Below are 17,723 nucleotides of genomic sequence, written 5' to 3'. Positions count from 1 at the left end.
CCGCTTACCGCTTACCGCTTACCGCTTCAATCCCTATTAAACTGCAGCTCACATAATTTTTGATAAAGTGGATTACTCGCTAGCAATTGTTGATGAGTACCTGTTGCGATTATCTCTCCGTGCTCCATTACCACTATCATATCAGCATGTTTTACTGTGGCGAGGCGGTGGGCAATGATAAGCGTAGTACGGTTTTGCATTAAATGTTCAAGCGCAGCTTGTACATGATGCTCACTTTGCGCATCTAAAGCGCTGGTTGCTTCATCGAGTAACAGTATTTCTGGGTCTTTTAATATCGCTCTTGCTAATACAATTCGTTGTTTTTGGCCGCCTGATAAGCGCACCCCTTGCTCGCCTAAAAAGCTCTCGTAGCCGTTAGGTAATTGTGCAATAAATTCATCCGCGTGAGCATGCTTAGCGGCAGCATATACTTGTTCGTCGCTTGCATCTGGGTTGCCATAACGAATGTTATGCATCACATCAGAGCTAAATAAAATCGGGTTTTGTGCCACCATGCCCATGCTGTTTCTGAGCGTATTAAGGGATAGATCTTTGATATTAATATTATGAAACTTAATGTCGCCACCTGCAGGGTCATAAAAGCGTTGTAGTAATTCAAATAACGTGGTTTTACCAGCACCTGACGGACCAACGATTGCTACTGTTTGGCCTTGTTCAATCGTTAATGAAATAGTTTTTAAGGCGCTCACATCAGGACGCGATGGATAATTAAAAGTTACTTTATCAAGACTAATGGCTGGAGCGTTAGAGTTGTTATGTAATAACTGATCTTGTGGTGCTGCAGGGTTTGTGATCTCACTTTTAACCGCGAGCAGTTCAAGTAACCGCGCGGCAGCGCCCGCTGCACGTTGTAGCTCGCCATATACCTCAGCAACGGTTGCTACCGACATCGCTACCATAATGGCGTAAAACACAAATGCACCTAACTCACCGCCAGTCATTGTGCCTGCCAGTACATCACTACCACCTATCCACAGCATCACGCTAATTGCGCTAAAGGTCAAAAATATTACTGCAGCAATTAAAAATGAGCGCTGTTTAATGCGGCTTTTCGCAACGTTAAAGGCTTTTTCGGTCTCTAGTGCAAAAGCGTGTTGTTCGCGTTGTTCGTGGCTATAGCTTTGCACTACTTTAATATTTTGAATTATTTCTCCCGCATAAGTGCTGATATCGGCAATCGCATCTTGGCTGGAGCTGGCAAGTTTGCGTACTTTTTTACCAAAAATCATCATGGGTACTAACACCAGCGGCACACAGGCAACTACAACTAAAGTGAGTTTTAAGTTAGTAAATAACAACATGGCTAAACCACCGACTAGCATCAGAGCGCTGCGCAGTGCCATTGAAAATGACGAGCCAATGATTGATTGCAACAAAGTGGTGTCGGTTGTTAAGCGCGACATTAATTCGCCACTGCGGTTTTCTTCAAAGTAACTCGGGTGGAGGGTGACTATGCGATCAAATACCGCTTTACGAATATCATTACTGACGCGCTCACCAATCCATGACATTAAATAAAAACGGCTGAATGTTCCTATGGCTAATAAGCTGATCAAGCCAATTAGCACGATTATGGCTTGTTTTAATTGTTCTTGAGAGCCCGCAATAAAGCCGTGATCAATAACAAATTTAACTCCTTGGCCCAATGATAAATTAACCCCGGCAGTAACAAGTAATGCTGCAAGAGCTGCAAAAACCACCCATTTATACGGCTTAATAAACTGAAAAATAGGAATTAAACTACTAAAAGCAGCTTTGTCTTTTTGCTCGGTTTTACTATTGCTCATAGTGGATTCTTTTAGATGAATAGGGTATAGATATGGTTACTTAAATCATAATTTCAATAACTAACTAAGGGACTAACCATGACAACTGAAAAAGTAACGGGCGAATTTAACGTTAAACTCAATCCTATTGAAGGTTATGCAAAGGGCATTGATGGCGTAAACCTGGGTCGTATGTCGATTGATAAAACGTTTACAGGTGAGCTGGATGCAACCAGCACTGGCGAAATGCTCAGTGCCATGACCGCAACTCAAGGCAGTGCCGGTTATGTGGCAATTGAACAAGTAGTTGGCACACTTGCAGGTCTTCAAGGCAGCTTTGTGCTGCAACATTTTGGCACTATGGATAAAGGCCAAGATTCATTAATTTTAAACGTGGTGCCAGATTCTGGCAGTAATGAACTTGCAGGCCTTAGCGGAAAAATGGCAATTCGCATCGAAGCAGGTATACACATTTATGATTTTGAGTATCAATTATAAGCGATACAGCCATGCAGAAAATAATTGAGTTTAAAAAGCAGCGTGGCTTTTTTAGAGGCGGTATTGATATTGACGCACTTAATGAGCGAATTTATCAATTAAACCAAGATGGCTGGAAAGTAATAAATGTTAGCGCCTCTACAGGATTATACGGCCAAGTTTATGCATACATCTTACTTATTGAAAATGAAGAACTATAAGGAATATAAATGACGTTATCACTGTGGCTAAGCTTAGTCGCCATTTGTATGATGGGTGCAATGTCTCCTGGGCCAAGTTTGGCTGTGGTGTTAAAACACAGCATTCATGGCAGTATGAAGAACGGCATGTTGGCAGCGCTGAGTCATGGTGTTGGCGTCGGTTTTTATGCTGCAGCATCGTTACTTGGCCTCGGTGCACTAATGTTGCAATTTCCTACTGTGTATCAAGTGTTAGTTTACTTAGGTGCAGCGTACTTGGCATATTTAGGGGTTAAAATCTTATTAGCCAAACCAAGTAATAGTGAGTTAAAAGTGGCTCAGCAAAGTGGCAGTGCAAAACAAGCCTTGCAAGACGGCTTTGCTATTGCGTTTCTAAATCCTAAATTAGCGGTATTCTTTTTAGCCCTGTTTTCACAGTTTATAGATCCTGCCAATCTCAGCTTTAAGGTCGGTTTGATTATGTGCTTAACGGTTTTTACTATTGATACTGGCTGGTATCTGATTGTTGCAGCATTGACAGAGCTTTCAAAGAAGCGCTTTGCTTTTACTAAATCATCCCCATGGTTTGATAAAATATTAGCGGTGATTTTTATTGGTCTAGCAATAAGGGTGGTGCTAATGGTGTAGTTTATTAAACTTAACTAATCCTTACTACTTCCCTTTAAAGCTGTTTTTAGCAATTTCTAATTCACCTGTGTAATAGTGGCTTATGACTGAGTTATTCCGTTAGTCAGTCGATTTATTTTACGTTATCTACATGATCGCAGCACTTCTAAACTAAGTTCCTCACCTTGCTAGCTATTGCCCTTACTGCTGCATACGTATTCATCACACTTATTTTACTTTTTAGTTACACTTTATTGGTTTTATTTTATCCATAATTTCAAAACAAACAGCACACAATTATAAAATCAATAGGGTAGAAAGCTCATGGGGAAATTCAAACTAAGTGCGTTAATGCTCGCAATGTTTGCAGCCAGCAGTGTATTAGCTGCGGTTGAAAGTGACGCGCAAAGTACCGTAAAAAAACCACAACTAGAAGAAGATCTTGAAGTCATTGAAGTGCGTGGCTTTAGTCGTAGTTTAATCCAATCACTTAATCAAAAACGCTTTACTGATACGGTATCTGAGCAGTTATCGGCGGATGACTTAGGTGCTTTGCCTGATGTATCTATGGCTGATGCGCTCACTCGGTTACCGGGGATCTCAGCGGTACGAACCGGCGGGCAGGCGGCAGAAATCAACATTCGCGGTATGTCCGGTGGATTTGTATTTTCAACTTTAAATGGCCGTGAACAGGTATCAACTAGTGGCAGCCGTAGTATTGAGTTTGACCAATATCCGTCTGAATTGATCAGCTCAGCAGCCGTGTATAAATCACCAAAAGCATCGCTTATCGAAGGTGGTGTTGCAGGTACGGTAGAACTGCAAACAGCTAGCCCGCTTGATAATGATCAGCAACATAAGTTTGTGGTTAACGCCAGAGGTATGTACAACGACCGAGCGTCAGAGGTGAACGATGCCACTGAGTTTGGCGACCGCATTAGTTTTTCCTATCAAGGTAAATATCTTGACGATACTTTAGGTGTCGCACTTGGTTATGCACGGTTATTTCAACCCAGCGTAGCAACACAGTTTATTGGCCTTGCCTATAACGATAATAAAGACGTTGATGGTGTTGCAAATGATACTAATGGCCCCGAACTTAAACCTGAAAATGAGTATATCAGCGAAGGTTTTGAGCTTCAGCATTTAGGTGGAGAAGAAACCCGTAACGGTTATATGGCGGCGATTGAATGGGCACCGGTGGATAATTTTAAATTAAAAGGGGACGTGTTTTTATCACGCTTTGATACTGAGTCATTTGCCCGTGGGTTACGAGTGAAATTAGGTGGCCCAACGGCCACTTATACAAACGCTCAGCTAGAGGGAAATTCAGTAGTTGGTGCCTCTGTTAATCGTACTTCAAAAGGCTACACTCGCGTTGAAATTGTGAATGATGATAACCAAGACTTTGATGAAGTAGATAGCTACGGTGTTAACGCCGATTGGCAAGTGACAGAACGTTTAAACGTTAATGTTGATGTGTCGCTGTCACGGGCTAAAAGTAACTTTCGCAATGGCTTATTGTGGGCGTTGGTTGCCGAAGACGCCTCAGCCGAAGAACCTGTGTTAGATAAAAACGTTTCAATAAACTACCAACTTAATGGTTTAAATTTACCTGATGTAGGCTTTAATCAAGCGGCTGCATTTAGCGATATCGACCGAGTAATGGTTAGTAAATACGGTATTTACCCTTATCAAAATGAAGATGAAGTAAGCGCTTATCGCCTTGATTTTAAATACGAGCTGAATAACAGCTGGTTTAGCTCTGTTGAATTTGGCGCGCGTTATTCAGATCGTGAATACAGCAATAACCGCTCAGTATTTGAATACGGTAATGATGGTGATTTTTCAGTGAGTGAGCCGCCACTGCGTTTAACCAATGACATGGTAAATGTTGTTGACTGGGAAGGTGACTTTAGTTATTTCCCATCATATTTGGCGATTGATTTAGACAAAGCGCTTAATGCTTGGTTTCCTGAAGGCGCACCGGAGCCAGTTAAAACCTGGGGTAACGCCGATGGCGTTGTCGATCTTGATGGTGATGAAATACCTGATACACAAGGCTATACCACTAACTACTCATGGACCATGTTACAAAGTGGCTCAGTATATGAGGAAGTGCTTTCAGCGTACGCCATGCTTAATATTAATACTGAAATTGGTACTATGCCGGTACTGGGTAATATTGGTATTCGCCGTGTTGATACCGACCAATCGGCCACTATTTTAGAAAATGTTAATGGTGATTTATCACTCGGTGCACAAAACATTACCGACAGTATCGGCATCATAAATAAAAATTATTTACCTAATGTACTTGGCACAACTTATACCGATTATCTGCCATCCCTTAATTTAAACTTTCAGCTAACGGATAACACGCAATTACGCTTTGCGGCGGCTAAAGTAATGTCGCGCCCACCGATTAATCGCCTAGCGGGGGACGCCAGTGCGCAAGCTGATAAAACCAGTGGCAAAATTAACGGCTCAAGTACCAATAATCCATTCTTAAAACCATTTTATGCCGACCAATACGATATCTCTTACGAGCATTATTTTGATGAGTCAGATGGTGCGCTAGTGATCGCAGGTTTCTATAAAAACATCGATTCGTTTATCGATACCATCGCCATTGAAGGGTTTGACTTTAAAGGTAATGGCTTTAACGTCCCTGACTATATAGAAAATCCAGTCAGTGGTGAGCAAGTTGCCACAACTAACGGCACTTACACAACGGCGGTAAATAACGCCAATGGCGGTTATATTCGCGGTATTGAACTTGCCTACACGCAAGTATTTTCGTTTTTACCCGCGCCGTTTGATGGCCTTGGGTTTAACGGTAGCTATTCATACACCGAGAGCGAAGTTGAATCTATCACCAGCTTAGGTGGTGAAACGGTTACACAAGGTTTACCTGGTTTGTCTAAAAACGTGTTAAACGGCACTTTATTTTACAGCTTAGATAATTTTGAAACCCGCCTTAATGTGCGTTACCGCTCAGACTTTGTTTCAGAGCAAGTGGCGATCAATGAGCAAGTGGTTAATTTTGATGCCGAGACCGTGGTCGATTTTCAAACCTCTTATCAATTTACAGACTCATTTGGCATGTTGCTACAGGTTAATAATCTTACTGATGAACCAACCCAAAGTTACTTTGGCAATGAAAACATCACCGGTACTACCCAGTACTTTGGTCGTCAGGTTTATTTAGGTTTTACCTATAGCCACTAATAGCAAATTGGAGCATAAATAATGAATAAAATAACTAAATTGACTCATTTGCTATTAGCAGTGAGCTTAACACTACTGTTTGGCTGTGGAGGCTCAGGCAGTAGCGATGTAAAAGCAGGCCAAGCCTTATTGACTTGTGATGTACCGCAAGTCCCTAATGCAGCAGGCACTCAATGTGTTGCTCCTGAGCCTATCTCTTGTGACGCACCGCTGTTTCCAGATGCAAATAATGAAAGCTGTACCAGTGGCTATAACCCCGACTTACCAGACCCAGTGGTATTCGCCGGGGAAAATGAAGCCGTATTATTTTATAAACGTGATAAGAATGAAGGGTACGAAGGCTATCGTTTACACTCTTGGAATACCGACGGCTGTGATGCTTACGCGCCGCCGTTTGATGCCACCGATTGGGCTAATGGCCATGAATATAATGGTGTCGATCCAAACTATGGAGCTTATTGGATTGTCGCGCTAAAAGACGGTTATACCGAGTGCGCTAATTTTATTATTCATATTGGCACAGAAGGTTCAGGTAAAGCCCATGGTGATGTGGATTTAACCATGCCACTGATGCAGGACGACGAGCGTTTTGTACGTATGAACTTTACCTTTGATGGTGAGCCAACAGTATTTGAATACCCAGTAGAAGCGCTTGGCGAACGCCCGGTTGCAATTGACGGTGCATCAGCACACTGGATTGATTTAAATACTGTGCTGTATAAGCCAAGCAATGAGCTTACGCAGATTATTAAGCTGCATTCATCAGCTGCTGCCGATTTGGTTGTTGATGTTGATACTGGCTTAAATGGTGAAACCGTTGAATTAATGGCAACGAGTTTAACCGATGCACAAGCAGCGAAAGTACCGCACTTAACAGATTGGACTGCCTATCAAGGTAATTGGGATGCCACTACTGCAAAACAACTTATAAAACAACAGCTCGTTGTAGCGGGCTACGATGCAGAAGGCAAGCTACTTGAAGCAAGTTTTGTGCAAACCGCCAAAGCCCTTGATGCACTTTACACCCAAGGTGAAAACGACGCAAATGAAGCCATGCTAGGCGTGCATTATAATAACAATGCAATTGATGTTTCAGTATGGGCACCAACCGCTAGCAATATGATGCTTAATGTATTTGACGCCGATAAAGCACAAGTACATAGCACTGCCATGACGTTAGACAGCAATACAGGTATTTGGTCAGTGAGTTTAGACAGCAAATACGACCGTCATTATTACCGCTATGCGTTTGATGTTTACCACCCTACTACTCAAGCGATTGAAAGTTTATGGAGTACCGATCCTTACTCACTGAATGTATCAAGCAATGGCCTGTATTCGCAGTTGATCAACTTAAATGATGACGATACCAAACCACAAGGCTGGGATGAGCGCAGTGTACCAACAATTACCAACCCGGAAGATGCCATTATCTATGAAGGTCATGTACGTGATTTTAGTATTCGCGATACGTCAGTAAGCGCAGCAAACCAAGGTAAATATTTAGCATTTACTGAGCTTGAAAGCATCCCTATGCAGCACCTTAAGCAACTAGCTGACAAAGGTTTAACGCATTTTCACTTACTCCCTGTAACAGACATTGGCACCATTGAAGAAGATGCGGATAAGCGCGTTGAAATCATTGACACCCTTGGTAAGTTATGTGAGCGAATAGACGATGCCGCCGATGCTTGTAAAATCGAAAATAAAAACAGTATCATTGCTGATTTAATGCAAAGCTACTTTCCGGGTTCTGATGATGCTCAAGCACTTGCCAGCGCGATGCGTGATTTAGACGGTTTTAACTGGGGTTACGACCCGCATCACTTTATTGCCCCAGAAGGTTCGTATGCATCAAGCAGTGAAGGGGTTGCCCGGGTTAAAGAGACACGCGCCATGGTACAGTCACTTCAAGAGATCGGCCTTCGCGTGGTTCTTGATGTGGTATACAACCATACAACGTCATCAGGCATTTGGGAAAAATCAGTGTTTGATAAACTCGTACCGGGTTATTACCACAGATACAGCGAAGTAACGGGCGATATCGAGCGTTCAACCTGTTGTGAAAACACCGCGACTGAACATGTAATGATGGATAAATTTGTTAGCGATTCACTAGTCATACTTGCTCGCGACTTTGGCTACGATAGCTTTCGCTTTGATGTTATGGGGCACATGCCTAAATCATCAATTTTAGCAGCGCGTGAAGCGGTGCAAGCTGTTGACCCTGACAACTACTTTTATGGCGAAGGCTGGGATTTTGGTGAAGTCGCTAATAACCGATTGTTCACTCAAGCTAAGCAAGCTGATATGGCAGGCTCTGAAGTTGGCACATTCAATGACCGCATCCGTGAGGCTGTGCGCGGTGGGGCTATGTTTAGCAATAACCCGACCGATGGTAATTTAGCAGACCAAGATACTCTGCGTTTATCACTGGCGGGTAATTTACAAAACTATATCCTGAAAGACTTTAAAGGTAATTCGGCAAAAGGTAATAGCTTTAGCTGGAATACGCAGCCGACGGCTTATGCTTTAGACCCTGCTGACAGCATTAACTACGTATCAAAGCACGATAACGAAACCTTATGGGATCAACTGCAATATAAACATGCAACAAGTATGAGTATTGAGCAACGAGTGCGTGCGCATAATATGGCATTAGCAATTCCGTTAGTAAGCCAAGGTATCCCGTTTATGCAACTTGGGGCTGATTTACTACGCTCAAAATCAATGGATCGTGATAGCTACAATGCAGGGGATTGGTTTAATGCGGTAGATTTAACGAAAGAAAATAATAATTGGAATATTGGTTTACCTAATGCTGAGAAAAACCAACAGAAATGGCCTGAAATCATTAAGGTCTCAGGTAATCCACAAGCTGCTGCACAGCCGCAAGATATAGCTTACGCAGGGGATGTGTTCCAAGAGTTTTTAGCTATTCGTAGTAGCAGCCCATTATTTAGATTAACCACAGAGCAAGATGTTATTGACCGTGTAGGTTTTCACAATGTTGGTAAAAACCAGCAACATGGTTTGATTGTAATGAGCATTGATGACGGTCAAGGTTTTGCAGATTTAGATAATCAAGTTGACGCGCTCGTAGTAGTAATTAATGCAACTGAGCAAGCGCTTTCACATACAGTACCAACCGCTGCTGGGTTTGAATTACATCCAATACTTAAAAACAGCACCGATAGCAGTATGTCTGGAGTGAGTTTTACTGCCAGTGAAACCGACGGTACATTTACAGTCCCAGCTTATACAATCGCGGTATTTGTAAAACCACAAGGCGAGAACCAAGGTGTAGGCTTAAGTGCGAATGCAACAGTGGGCGCGCCAGACGTAGTGCCTTTTGGCAGCACCACAGTATATGTGCGAGGTAGTTTAAATGATTGGGGCACAGCTGACAGCTTTGAGTATATGGGCAATGGTGAATACCGTATCGCTATTACTTTAACTGCGGGAGATTATGAATTTAAAATTGCCTCTGAAGATTGGTCGAGTGTGGATTTTGGCGCGCTGTCTGATGCTGATAAAGCAGTGTTGGAAAATCAAACCGAGCCTTTAATGCGCAGTGGCGCGAATATGACCTTTAATGCCGCAATTGATGCAACTTATGTATTCTCGTTTGATGCCAGCGATAAAGACAATCCAACGCTGAGAATTTATAACGAAGAACGATTCGTTGGCACGCCTGTATTTGTTCGTGGCAGCTTAAATGAATGGGGCACCAGTGATGAGTTAATCTATCAAGGTAAAGGCGTTTATACCTTTACTAAAATACTCAGTGTAGGCAGTTATGAATTTAAAATTGCTTCTGAAGATTGGGATACCGTTGATTATGGTTCCGGTGAAGCGGATGCAATCGTAACCGTTGCCGAAGATAAGTTATTAGCTGTTAAAGGCGCTAATATGACGATGGATGTTGCAACCGAGGGCGAATATCAGTTCATTTTTGATGCCAGTGATTTGAATGCACCCACGCTGAGTGTATTTAATGCGCAAATGTTTGCAGACACTCAAGTTTACTTACGTGGCAGCTTAAATGGCTGGGGTACCGACAACCCTCTAATCTATCAAGGGAATGCTATTTATAGTACATCACTTGATTTAGATGCCGGTGATTATGAGTTTAAAATAGCCTCTGAAGATTGGAACACTGTGGACTACGGCGGGGTAGGCGATGCACCAATAGTTAATATTAACGAGATAATGTTGCTTGAAGTGATAGGTGGCAATATAGCGCTGAGTATTACCGAATCAGGTAATTATACGTTTAAAGTGATTGGCCCAGATAAGGACAATATGAACCTACTTATTACTAAACAGTAGTGATTATATTTTCCTAGGCTTAAGCTGAGCATAACCCTGTATGCTCGGCTTTTTTAGTGCCTACTTATTTAAAATTTCATTAAAAGGCTTAACCTGAACTCGGGTGAATGTTTTTAATGCACTGATTTTAAGCATTTTTATTTAACTTAAATTGTTTACGGCTATACATAAATAGCATGATGCCAGGAATGTATAAAATAAGAGATAGCAGCAGCGTGTTTAGCCCCGCAGCATATACTAACCATAGTCCATAAATACTGGCACCAAAGCCCATCAGCTTAATAGCAACAGAAAGCTTTTTTGCAAAGGCTACTTTTACCATGTAAGCGGCCACTAAAAAGTAAGGCACTAATATCATGGACGTAGAAACAAGAACTAAGGTGTTATAGCTTTTACCAGTAAATAAAATAAGCACTAAGCAAAGTTGCACAGTTAGGCTGGTTAAGGTCAGTGATGCAATAGATGTCCCATTGCTATTTTGTTGCTTAAATATGTTAGGAAATGCGCCATATTTGGCTGCGCTGTTAGGTACTTCTGCAGCATAAATAATCCAACTTAAATAAGAGGCTAATACAGACACAATAAGTCCCGCGCTAATAATAACTTTACCACTGGTCCCTGTTATCATTGCCATAATACCTGCCATTGAAGGGTTACTAAGCTCTGTAATATTGGCCTGACTCATTAACCCAAATGCCAACATAGTGATGGCTATATATAAAATTAGCGCAGCAATCACGCCTATAAATGTGGCAAGGCCTATGTCTTTACGGTTTTTAGCTCGAGCGGAAAGGACTGCCGCACCTTCAATGCCAGTAAACACCCATAAAGTAATTAGCATAGTGTTTTTTACTTGTTCAATAAAATCAGTTTTCACGCTGACATTACTTTGATTTGCTTTAAATATTGCGGGGTCAAAGTACGCGTAAGCAAAGCCTATAAATAATAATAAGGGTATCACTTTAGCTATGGTGCCAAGTAGGTTTACAAAAGAGGCTTGCTTAATGCCTCTAACAATAATGAAATGCACAGCCCATAAAATAATAGATTCACCGATAAAGGCTGCAAAAGTATTACCATCGCCAAATAGAGTGCGTTCTGGGGTATCAATAAATGCACCTAAAGCAGCAAACGCCACAACTAAATAACCAACAACACCAATGGTGGCACACAGCCAATAGCCCCATGCAGATAAAAATCCAGCAAGCTCGCCAAAACCTTCTCGGGCATAAATATAAATACCGCCATCAAGTTCAGGTTTAGCGCGAGAGAGTTGCAAAAAACATCCAGCAAGTAGCAAAATACCAACACCAGTAATAAGCCAGCCAACTAACACTGCATTTACGCCCGCAACTTCAGCCATATTTTGTGGCAAACTAAATATACCCGCACCCACCATGGCGCTAAATACCAGCGCGGTTAGCGCTACTAATCCAATTTTATTTTCTTTCATTTGACTGCTTATACTGTGTTAATTACTAACCTTTTAAAGGCGCAAAGTGATGGTTTAATTGGGCTATATGCTCAGGTCCAATACCACAGCAACCTCCAATTAGGGTGGCGCCTTGTTGATGCCACTTTTTAGCCCACTCTAGATATGAAAGAGGGGTTAGATCTTCTCGTACTTCATCTAAACCTTCGTTAGCCGTAGCTTCTTTAGTTTGTGGTGCAAATGCATTCGCATACGCACCTATTTGTACGTGCTCTGCCTGCAGGTCTTTTAAAACATCTAAGGTTACGGTTAAAGCATGCTCAATAACCTCTGGTTGGCAGCAGTTAAATAAAATGCCCGTTACCTTTGCATTTAGCATGGCAGTTACTGCATCTTTTACAGATTCTCCTGAGCGCAGAGTTGCTTGATTACTTGGTTGTTCATCTTCAAGGGTAAAAGCAACCCATACCGGTTTTTGGTTGTTGCAGATCTGGTTAATTAACGTGTTTATATCTAGCGCTTCTTGAATAAGGCTTTGCGTTTCTATTAGCCATAAATCAGCATAAGGCGCTAAACCTTCGATTAAAGGCGTTGCGATACGACTAAGTTGATCAGCTTGGTATAAATCTGGACGATAAGAGCCAAACATAGGTGGTAAACTGGCTGCGATTTTAGTTCCTATATTATTTTGTATTACAGCGTCTTTTGCGGCTTGGCCAGCTGTTGCAGCAAGTGATTTGGCTGATTGTGCAAAGCGCTCTTCGCCAATGTGAAAAGGTACTAACGCATAGCTATTTGTGGTAATAATATTGGCACCACTTTGAATAAAGTTACTGTGTGCTTGGGTTACTTTTTCAGGCGCCTCTATTATGGCAAGCGCAGACCACTCAGGCTGTTGAAAGGGAGCGCCAATGCGGGTGAGCTCTCGGCTCATGCCGCCATCAAGTAAAGTTAAGGTGTGAGTTGTCATTGCGCTTCCTCTGTATGAGATAATCTTGTTGTGGATGTTTAGACGTCTATAAATCCGATTGCGAGAATATAGAACACACGACCTGTTTAAACAACCCTTTGTGTTAATCTTTTAGGTTTATTGGCAATACTTCGTAATAGGGTAACAATTTAGCTAAATTGCATTCAACTCAGTGATCACGTAATTTAAATGTTTAATCAAATTAAGAGTAAGCTATGAGTACCCCTATTTTAAAAAGTGCTAAATTCGACTCTAAAGTAAAATCATACTGGGTAGTGCTTGGAGTTATCACTTGTGTATTGTGTTTGGTGGGAATTCCATTTATCCCATTCGTCGCTTTCATTATCTGGCTGGTGGCAGGGCGAATATTGGCAGCTATGTCAGCTAACTTATTAGAGCGAAAGCTAGTTGTTAAGCGCGGTGTATTTTTCAAAGAAGAAAAATCCATCCCACTTGAAAAAATAACTGACGTCGGGTTAAGCCAAGGTCCACTGATGCGCTTGTTTGGTTTGTACCGCTTGAGTTTTGAAACCGCAGGTCAGTCTGGTCATGGCGCATTAGTATCGTTACTTGGGGTAGTTGATGCCAGTGAGTTTCGCGAGGCAATCTTAACTCAAAAAGATAATCTAACCGCACAGCAGTCAACTACAAAATCGGCTGATCATGAACCACAAAGCCAAGTTGAGCTAATACGCGCACTTACTTACAGTGTGAAAAATATTGAACAAATGTTAGTGACAATGCTGGATGATAAAAAGTGAGAACAGCTTTATATTATACTGTGTTGTTTAGGTTGTTCTCCCCCCACATTACAGTGCCTCTTAACCTCTTTGTGAATAAATCACGTAAAGATTTTTTGTACAAAAACCGTGACTATTAAGCAAATAAGTCATTATTTTTTGGGTGTGATAACGTAAGGCCAATATCTGAACTTTTTCATTAACAGCAAGGGTCTTCTTTTGTTTTAACCCTCCCAAAGTGTCTTATGCTATTATCTCAAATTATCTCTAAACCTCTTGCCTTGTACCTTTTACGGGTGTAATTTAAAGCGGTTTTATCTGAAAAGGATGCAGCTTTATTAGGGGTCAAAGTAGTTGATTTCTAATAGGACTCTAATTTTGTAGCATATATTTGTGCTACACAAACACATGGAGAGAAGTTAAATGGCTAGTAAAGAGTCAACCGCAGTGATTTGGATGTTGTCAGATTCATTTATCTTAAGTGTGATGTTACTAATCGGTGGTTTTTTAGGTAAAGCTATCAGCCCATTCCAAGTTGTCTTTTTGGTTAATGTAATTGCAGCTTTTGCGGCCATTATATTATTCTCGAAAGGCAAATGGGAAAATATCAAACCCCAAAAAATGAAGCTACATATTTTCAGAGGACTGCTTGGTGTTAGTTCAACAATATGTTTGTTTTATGCTCTGCAATATCTAAGTTTAGCGGAAGTAACCGCGATTAACTTTTTTGTGCCACTTATAACGTCCATTTTGTCGGTGTTTATCTTTAGAGAAAAACCAAAAGCCTATGTCTATATCGCTATTATTTTGAATTTAGCTGGAGTGATGATGCTGCTTTCTCCAAAACTAATGGCGAGCCAAGTAACGCAGCAAAACCTCTATCTAGGATTGATCTTTGCACTGTCAGCGGTAGCTATTTTAGTCATTTATAATATTAATTTAAAGAAAATAGGCAATGCAGAGAAAGTTGTGCCTCAAATGGTTTTTGCTCCCCTCTATTCGGCGATTATCTTATTACCCGTCGCTATTTTTGTGTGGAAACCTTTAGGTACAAATAGTGCTCTACTAATTATGCTATATGGTGGGCTCCTTATTACTAAACTTGCAGCACGTTTTTTCGCTTTTAATAAAAGTGACTTATCTAAGCTAATGCCGCTTGAATATGCGCAAATTCTATTTTCTAGTATTTTGGGCTACATTTTTCTTCAACAAACTCAAACTTTATTGGGTATCGCAGGCATTGTATTGATCGTGCTATCAAGTATCGCTCATGTTTTATTCATGCACTTTGAGAGGAATAGCGACACTAAGAATATGAAAGGAATTACCAATGATTAAAGTCTTAACGCAAAAATTCCGGCGATCAAGTGATCGCCGGGCTGTTTTAATCTTTCATCTAAAGCTTTTTCCTAGCACCTAGAATCTTTACCCTTGTATTACTGGCTGACCTGCTAGCATACGTAGTTCTTTACTGCGCTCGGTTTGCATTTCGTATGAAGCGGTTTTAATGCTGCTCACGTAATTCCACTTAGCGGTGGCTTGCTCTGGGGTAAAAGTAACGGTTAAGTAGCCACGATCTACGAGGTTGTTATAGATTAAATCATTAACCAATAATGGGATTACTTGCTCCATTTGTGCGGTTGCTTCTGGCCCTTGCGTATTCAGTGCTAGATATTCTTCAAGACCAGGCGAAGACACAGAAGAGGTAGCAAATTCTACACCGGCATTTTGTGACGCTGCAATTGGGTTTGCAGCATCAGTAACTAATTGCCCAGCCCAACCGTTATGAGTATCACCCGCTAAAACCACTAAGTTCTTTTGTGCGGCAATGGCAGTACCAAGCAGCACTTCACGTTCGTAGGCGTAACCATCCCATGCATCTAAATTGTATGGTGCAGTAGTATCAACTCGAGCGCGTTCGGCATCAGTAACACTTGGATCGCCTGCAAGCACGCGGCCTTTGATTTGTGCAAGTTCAGCAAATAATGCCGATGCTTGTGCTAATAATGCATTTGTGTCGCCGCCATTTGCTTGACTTATTTGTAAGCTCACTAGTAGTTGCAGTACTTCAAACGGCAAATGCATTTTGGTCATCAGTACTTGTTGGCCAAGTACCTGCCATTTTGAGTTTGATGTTGTCATGCCATCAGTGAGCCATGTTAGCTGCTCATTGCCAAGTAATGCGCGCGATGGTGAGCTTAGTGCGTTTGCAAAATCACTTTGTCCTTGTGCACTGGTTAGGTCAAAATCAGCATAGTTTAGCTGTTCATCACGGGCGAGTACACGCGTGTCTAGCATGTATAAAGAGACTAAATTACCAAACTCAAAGCGACGGTAAATTCTTTCTTTATCAGCTACATTACGAATTGGCATCCATTCAAAATAGGCCTGTAGGGCATGTAGCTTACGTTCGCTAAATTCACCTTCGCCTTCATTATGGTTTTCTGCGCCATTTCGCCATGTGTCATTGGTAATTTCGTGGTCATCCCACACAGTAATAAAGGCATAGTTACTATGAGCTGCTTGCAAGTTATCATCAGTACGATAGTGAGCGTAGCGGTTACGGTAATCAGCTAAGCTAATTATTTCGTCACTGTTATCTTCTGGCAGTAAACGGCCTAAAATACCAGCATCTTCAGTAGCGTAGCCATCATTGCCGTATTCATAGATGTAATCACCTAAATGCAATACAGCGTCTATGTCTGTTTGCTTGGCTATTTCACCATACACATGGAAAAAGCCTGCGGGGTAGTTGGCACACGATATAACAGCAAATTTCACTTTATCAATACTGCCTGTTGGTAGTGTTTTACCTGCACCAATAGGTGAGGTTTTGCCATTCGATTTAAAGCGATAATAGTAAGTGGTGTTGGCGTTTAAGCCTTGTAAGTCGACTTTTAGGGTGAAGTCTGTAGCTGCACTTATATGTGTTTCACCATTGTGGCTGATATTAGCAAAGTTAGGGTCGGTTGCTGCTTGCCATTGTACTTTAATGCTGGTGGTTGTTGGATCTAGAGGGGTTACACGAGTCCACAGAATTAGGCTGTCAGCTAATGGATCACCACTGGCAACACCATGAGCAAAGCTCACGTCAAGAATGTCGTCATCTTCATCATCAAACCGACAAGCTGTTAATCCTAATGATAAAACGGCGACACCAAATCCTGCCGCCGAGGCTTTTAAAAAATTTCTTCGTGTAAACGTCATTGCTCTGTACCGCTAAATTTAAAAGTAAGAGCTTATCCGACCAGTATGACTTTTATGTGAAGCTGTTATGCCAATTGCATTAAAATACTTGGCAAACCTGTTCTGCATGACAGGTAATAACGGTGACGTTTTCATAACCAACGCGGGTAAGTGCTTCAGCGCTTAATGTTGCGCGTGCGCCACTGGCGCAGTGTAAGTAAATTGGCCGAGCTGGGTCTTTTTCGATTTCCATTAACTTCATTTCTAGTAAACCTCGGGGAATATTAATTGCGCCGATAGCTGCTTTTGCCGCATGTTCGGCGGGTTCACGTACGTCAATTAATAGCCCTTTGTTGCCAGCAATTTCTTGCTTGGCCTGTGTAGCCTCAATGCGGCGTTGATTTGGCGTAATTATTTTCATTAGATCTGGGATTGAAGTAAGCATGTTATTCCTCGAAACCTAGTTTTTTTAAAAGAGTGATCATCGGGCACCATTTACTAAATGCTGATTGAATTAAGTTTAGAGCAATAAACACTGTAAACCAAATCCACAATGGATCATGAAATTGCTGTAGTAACAATGATATGCAAATCATTACACCTGCTATCAAGCGAAGAGCATCGTTTAGTTTCACGGTTAACCTTAGTAATAGTGACTGTTACTATTTAATATATTAGATAAAGCTACATTAGTAAATTATAATATTAGACTTTTCTAATATAGCTAACTATAATCTGCTG

Annotated in this window: 13 protein-coding genes; 7 read left to right on the top strand and 6 right to left on the bottom strand. The window is 41.5% G+C overall.

The window, feature by feature from the left end; genetic code table 11:
- Nucleotides 1–26: 26 nt before the first annotated feature.
- Entirely contained in the window at nt 27–1,808 is a 1,782-nt protein-coding gene (locus H5200_RS17535; protein WP_182732375.1) for an ABC transporter transmembrane domain-containing protein, read from the bottom strand.
- Between the two features lie 78 nt (nt 1,809–1,886).
- On the opposite strand from H5200_RS17535, the gene H5200_RS17530 reads away from it, so the two are divergent.
- The 5 genes from H5200_RS17530 to H5200_RS17510 all read left to right on the top strand — a co-directional run bounded on the left by H5200_RS17530 (nt 1,887) and on the right by H5200_RS17510 (nt 10,654).
- Nucleotides 1,887–2,285, top strand: coding sequence for a DUF3224 domain-containing protein (locus H5200_RS17530; protein WP_145241975.1), 399 nt, complete (start codon nt 1,887–1,889; stop codon nt 2,283–2,285).
- Between the two features lie 11 nt (nt 2,286–2,296).
- Entirely contained in the window at nt 2,297–2,485 is a 189-nt protein-coding gene (locus tag H5200_RS17525; protein ID WP_145241973.1) for a hypothetical protein, read from the top strand.
- A 9-nt stretch (nt 2,486–2,494) separates the two neighbouring features.
- Nucleotides 2,495–3,112: a LysE family translocator gene (locus tag H5200_RS17520; RefSeq protein ID WP_145241971.1), complete on the top strand. Its 618-nt coding sequence runs from the start codon at nt 2,495–2,497 to the stop codon at nt 3,110–3,112.
- 303 nt (nt 3,113–3,415) lie between these two features.
- Nucleotides 3,416–6,322: a TonB-dependent receptor gene (locus tag H5200_RS17515; RefSeq protein ID WP_182762013.1), complete on the top strand. Its 2,907-nt coding sequence runs from the start codon at nt 3,416–3,418 to the stop codon at nt 6,320–6,322.
- A gap of 21 nt (nt 6,323–6,343) precedes the next feature.
- Complete coding sequence (locus tag H5200_RS17510) at nt 6,344–10,654, top strand: alpha-1,6-glucosidase domain-containing protein (protein ID WP_182762012.1); 4,311 nt, start codon at nt 6,344–6,346, stop codon at nt 10,652–10,654.
- A 127-nt stretch (nt 10,655–10,781) separates the two neighbouring features.
- Here the strand turns inward: H5200_RS17510 and H5200_RS17505 are convergent, their stop codons facing one another.
- Both H5200_RS17505 and H5200_RS17500 read right to left on the bottom strand, forming a co-directional pair.
- Entirely contained in the window at nt 10,782–12,107 is a 1,326-nt protein-coding gene (locus H5200_RS17505; RefSeq protein ID WP_182719215.1) for a basic amino acid/polyamine antiporter, read from the bottom strand.
- 25 nt (nt 12,108–12,132) lie between these two features.
- Nucleotides 12,133–13,056, bottom strand: coding sequence for a homocysteine S-methyltransferase family protein (locus H5200_RS17500; protein ID WP_182719216.1), 924 nt, complete (start codon nt 13,054–13,056; stop codon nt 12,133–12,135).
- A 215-nt stretch (nt 13,057–13,271) separates the two neighbouring features.
- On the opposite strand from H5200_RS17500, the gene H5200_RS17495 reads away from it, so the two are divergent.
- Entirely contained in the window at nt 13,272–13,817 is a 546-nt protein-coding gene (locus H5200_RS17495; RefSeq protein ID WP_182719217.1) for a PH domain-containing protein, read from the top strand.
- Nucleotides 13,818–14,219: 402 nt separating this feature from the next.
- Complete coding sequence (locus tag H5200_RS17490) at nt 14,220–15,134, top strand: DMT family transporter (RefSeq protein ID WP_182762010.1); 915 nt, start codon at nt 14,220–14,222, stop codon at nt 15,132–15,134.
- Between the two features lie 87 nt (nt 15,135–15,221).
- On the opposite strand, the gene H5200_RS17485 is transcribed toward H5200_RS17490, so the two are convergent.
- From H5200_RS17485 to H5200_RS17475, 3 genes are all read right to left on the bottom strand, one after another.
- A complete protein-coding gene (locus H5200_RS17485; RefSeq protein WP_182762008.1) occupies nt 15,222–17,003 on the bottom strand; it encodes an alkaline phosphatase in 1,782 nt (593 codons plus the stop codon).
- 79 nt (nt 17,004–17,082) lie between these two features.
- Nucleotides 17,083–17,427 carry a rhodanese-like domain-containing protein gene (locus tag H5200_RS17480; protein WP_182762006.1) on the bottom strand — a complete coding sequence of 115 codons (345 nt, stop codon included), beginning with the start codon at nt 17,425–17,427 and terminating at the stop codon, nt 17,083–17,085.
- Nucleotide 17,428: 1 nt separating this feature from the next.
- Complete coding sequence (locus H5200_RS17475) at nt 17,429–17,617, bottom strand: DUF2892 domain-containing protein (protein ID WP_149983085.1); 189 nt, start codon at nt 17,615–17,617, stop codon at nt 17,429–17,431.
- Between the last annotated feature and the right edge of the window lie 106 nt (nt 17,618–17,723).

Origin of the sequence: Pseudoalteromonas sp. SG43-7 (genome assembly GCF_014164295.1) — a bacterium.
GTDB classification, from domain to species: domain Bacteria; phylum Pseudomonadota; class Gammaproteobacteria; order Enterobacterales; family Alteromonadaceae; genus Pseudoalteromonas; species Pseudoalteromonas rhizosphaerae.
This window is presented reverse-complemented; position numbering and strand designations above follow the sequence as displayed.

Bases quoted from the DNA above. Each gene is read 5' to 3' on its own strand.
- H5200_RS17530 (WP_145241975.1), top strand. From the start codon at position 1,887: ATGACAACTGAAAAAGTAACGGGCGAATTTAACGTTAAACTCAATCCT.
- H5200_RS17510 (WP_182762012.1), top strand. From the start codon at position 6,344: ATGAATAAAATAACTAAATTGACTCATTTGCTATTAGCAGTGAGCTTA.
- H5200_RS17495 (WP_182719217.1), top strand. From the start codon at position 13,272: ATGAGTACCCCTATTTTAAAAAGTGCTAAATTCGACTCTAAAGTAAAA.
- H5200_RS17485 (WP_182762008.1), bottom strand. From the start codon at position 17,003: ATGACGTTTACACGAAGAAATTTTTTAAAAGCCTCGGCGGCAGGATTT.
- H5200_RS17500 (WP_182719216.1), bottom strand. From the start codon at position 13,056: ATGACAACTCACACCTTAACTTTACTTGATGGCGGCATGAGCCGAGAG.
- H5200_RS17535 (WP_182732375.1), bottom strand. From the start codon at position 1,808: ATGAGCAATAGTAAAACCGAGCAAAAAGACAAAGCTGCTTTTAGTAGT.
- H5200_RS17515 (WP_182762013.1), top strand. From the start codon at position 3,416: ATGGGGAAATTCAAACTAAGTGCGTTAATGCTCGCAATGTTTGCAGCC.
- H5200_RS17520 (WP_145241971.1), top strand. From the start codon at position 2,495: ATGACGTTATCACTGTGGCTAAGCTTAGTCGCCATTTGTATGATGGGT.
- H5200_RS17505 (WP_182719215.1), bottom strand. From the start codon at position 12,107: ATGAAAGAAAATAAAATTGGATTAGTAGCGCTAACCGCGCTGGTATTT.
- H5200_RS17480 (WP_182762006.1), bottom strand. From the start codon at position 17,427: ATGCTTACTTCAATCCCAGATCTAATGAAAATAATTACGCCAAATCAA.
- H5200_RS17525 (WP_145241973.1), top strand. From the start codon at position 2,297: ATGCAGAAAATAATTGAGTTTAAAAAGCAGCGTGGCTTTTTTAGAGGC.
- H5200_RS17490 (WP_182762010.1), top strand. From the start codon at position 14,220: ATGGCTAGTAAAGAGTCAACCGCAGTGATTTGGATGTTGTCAGATTCA.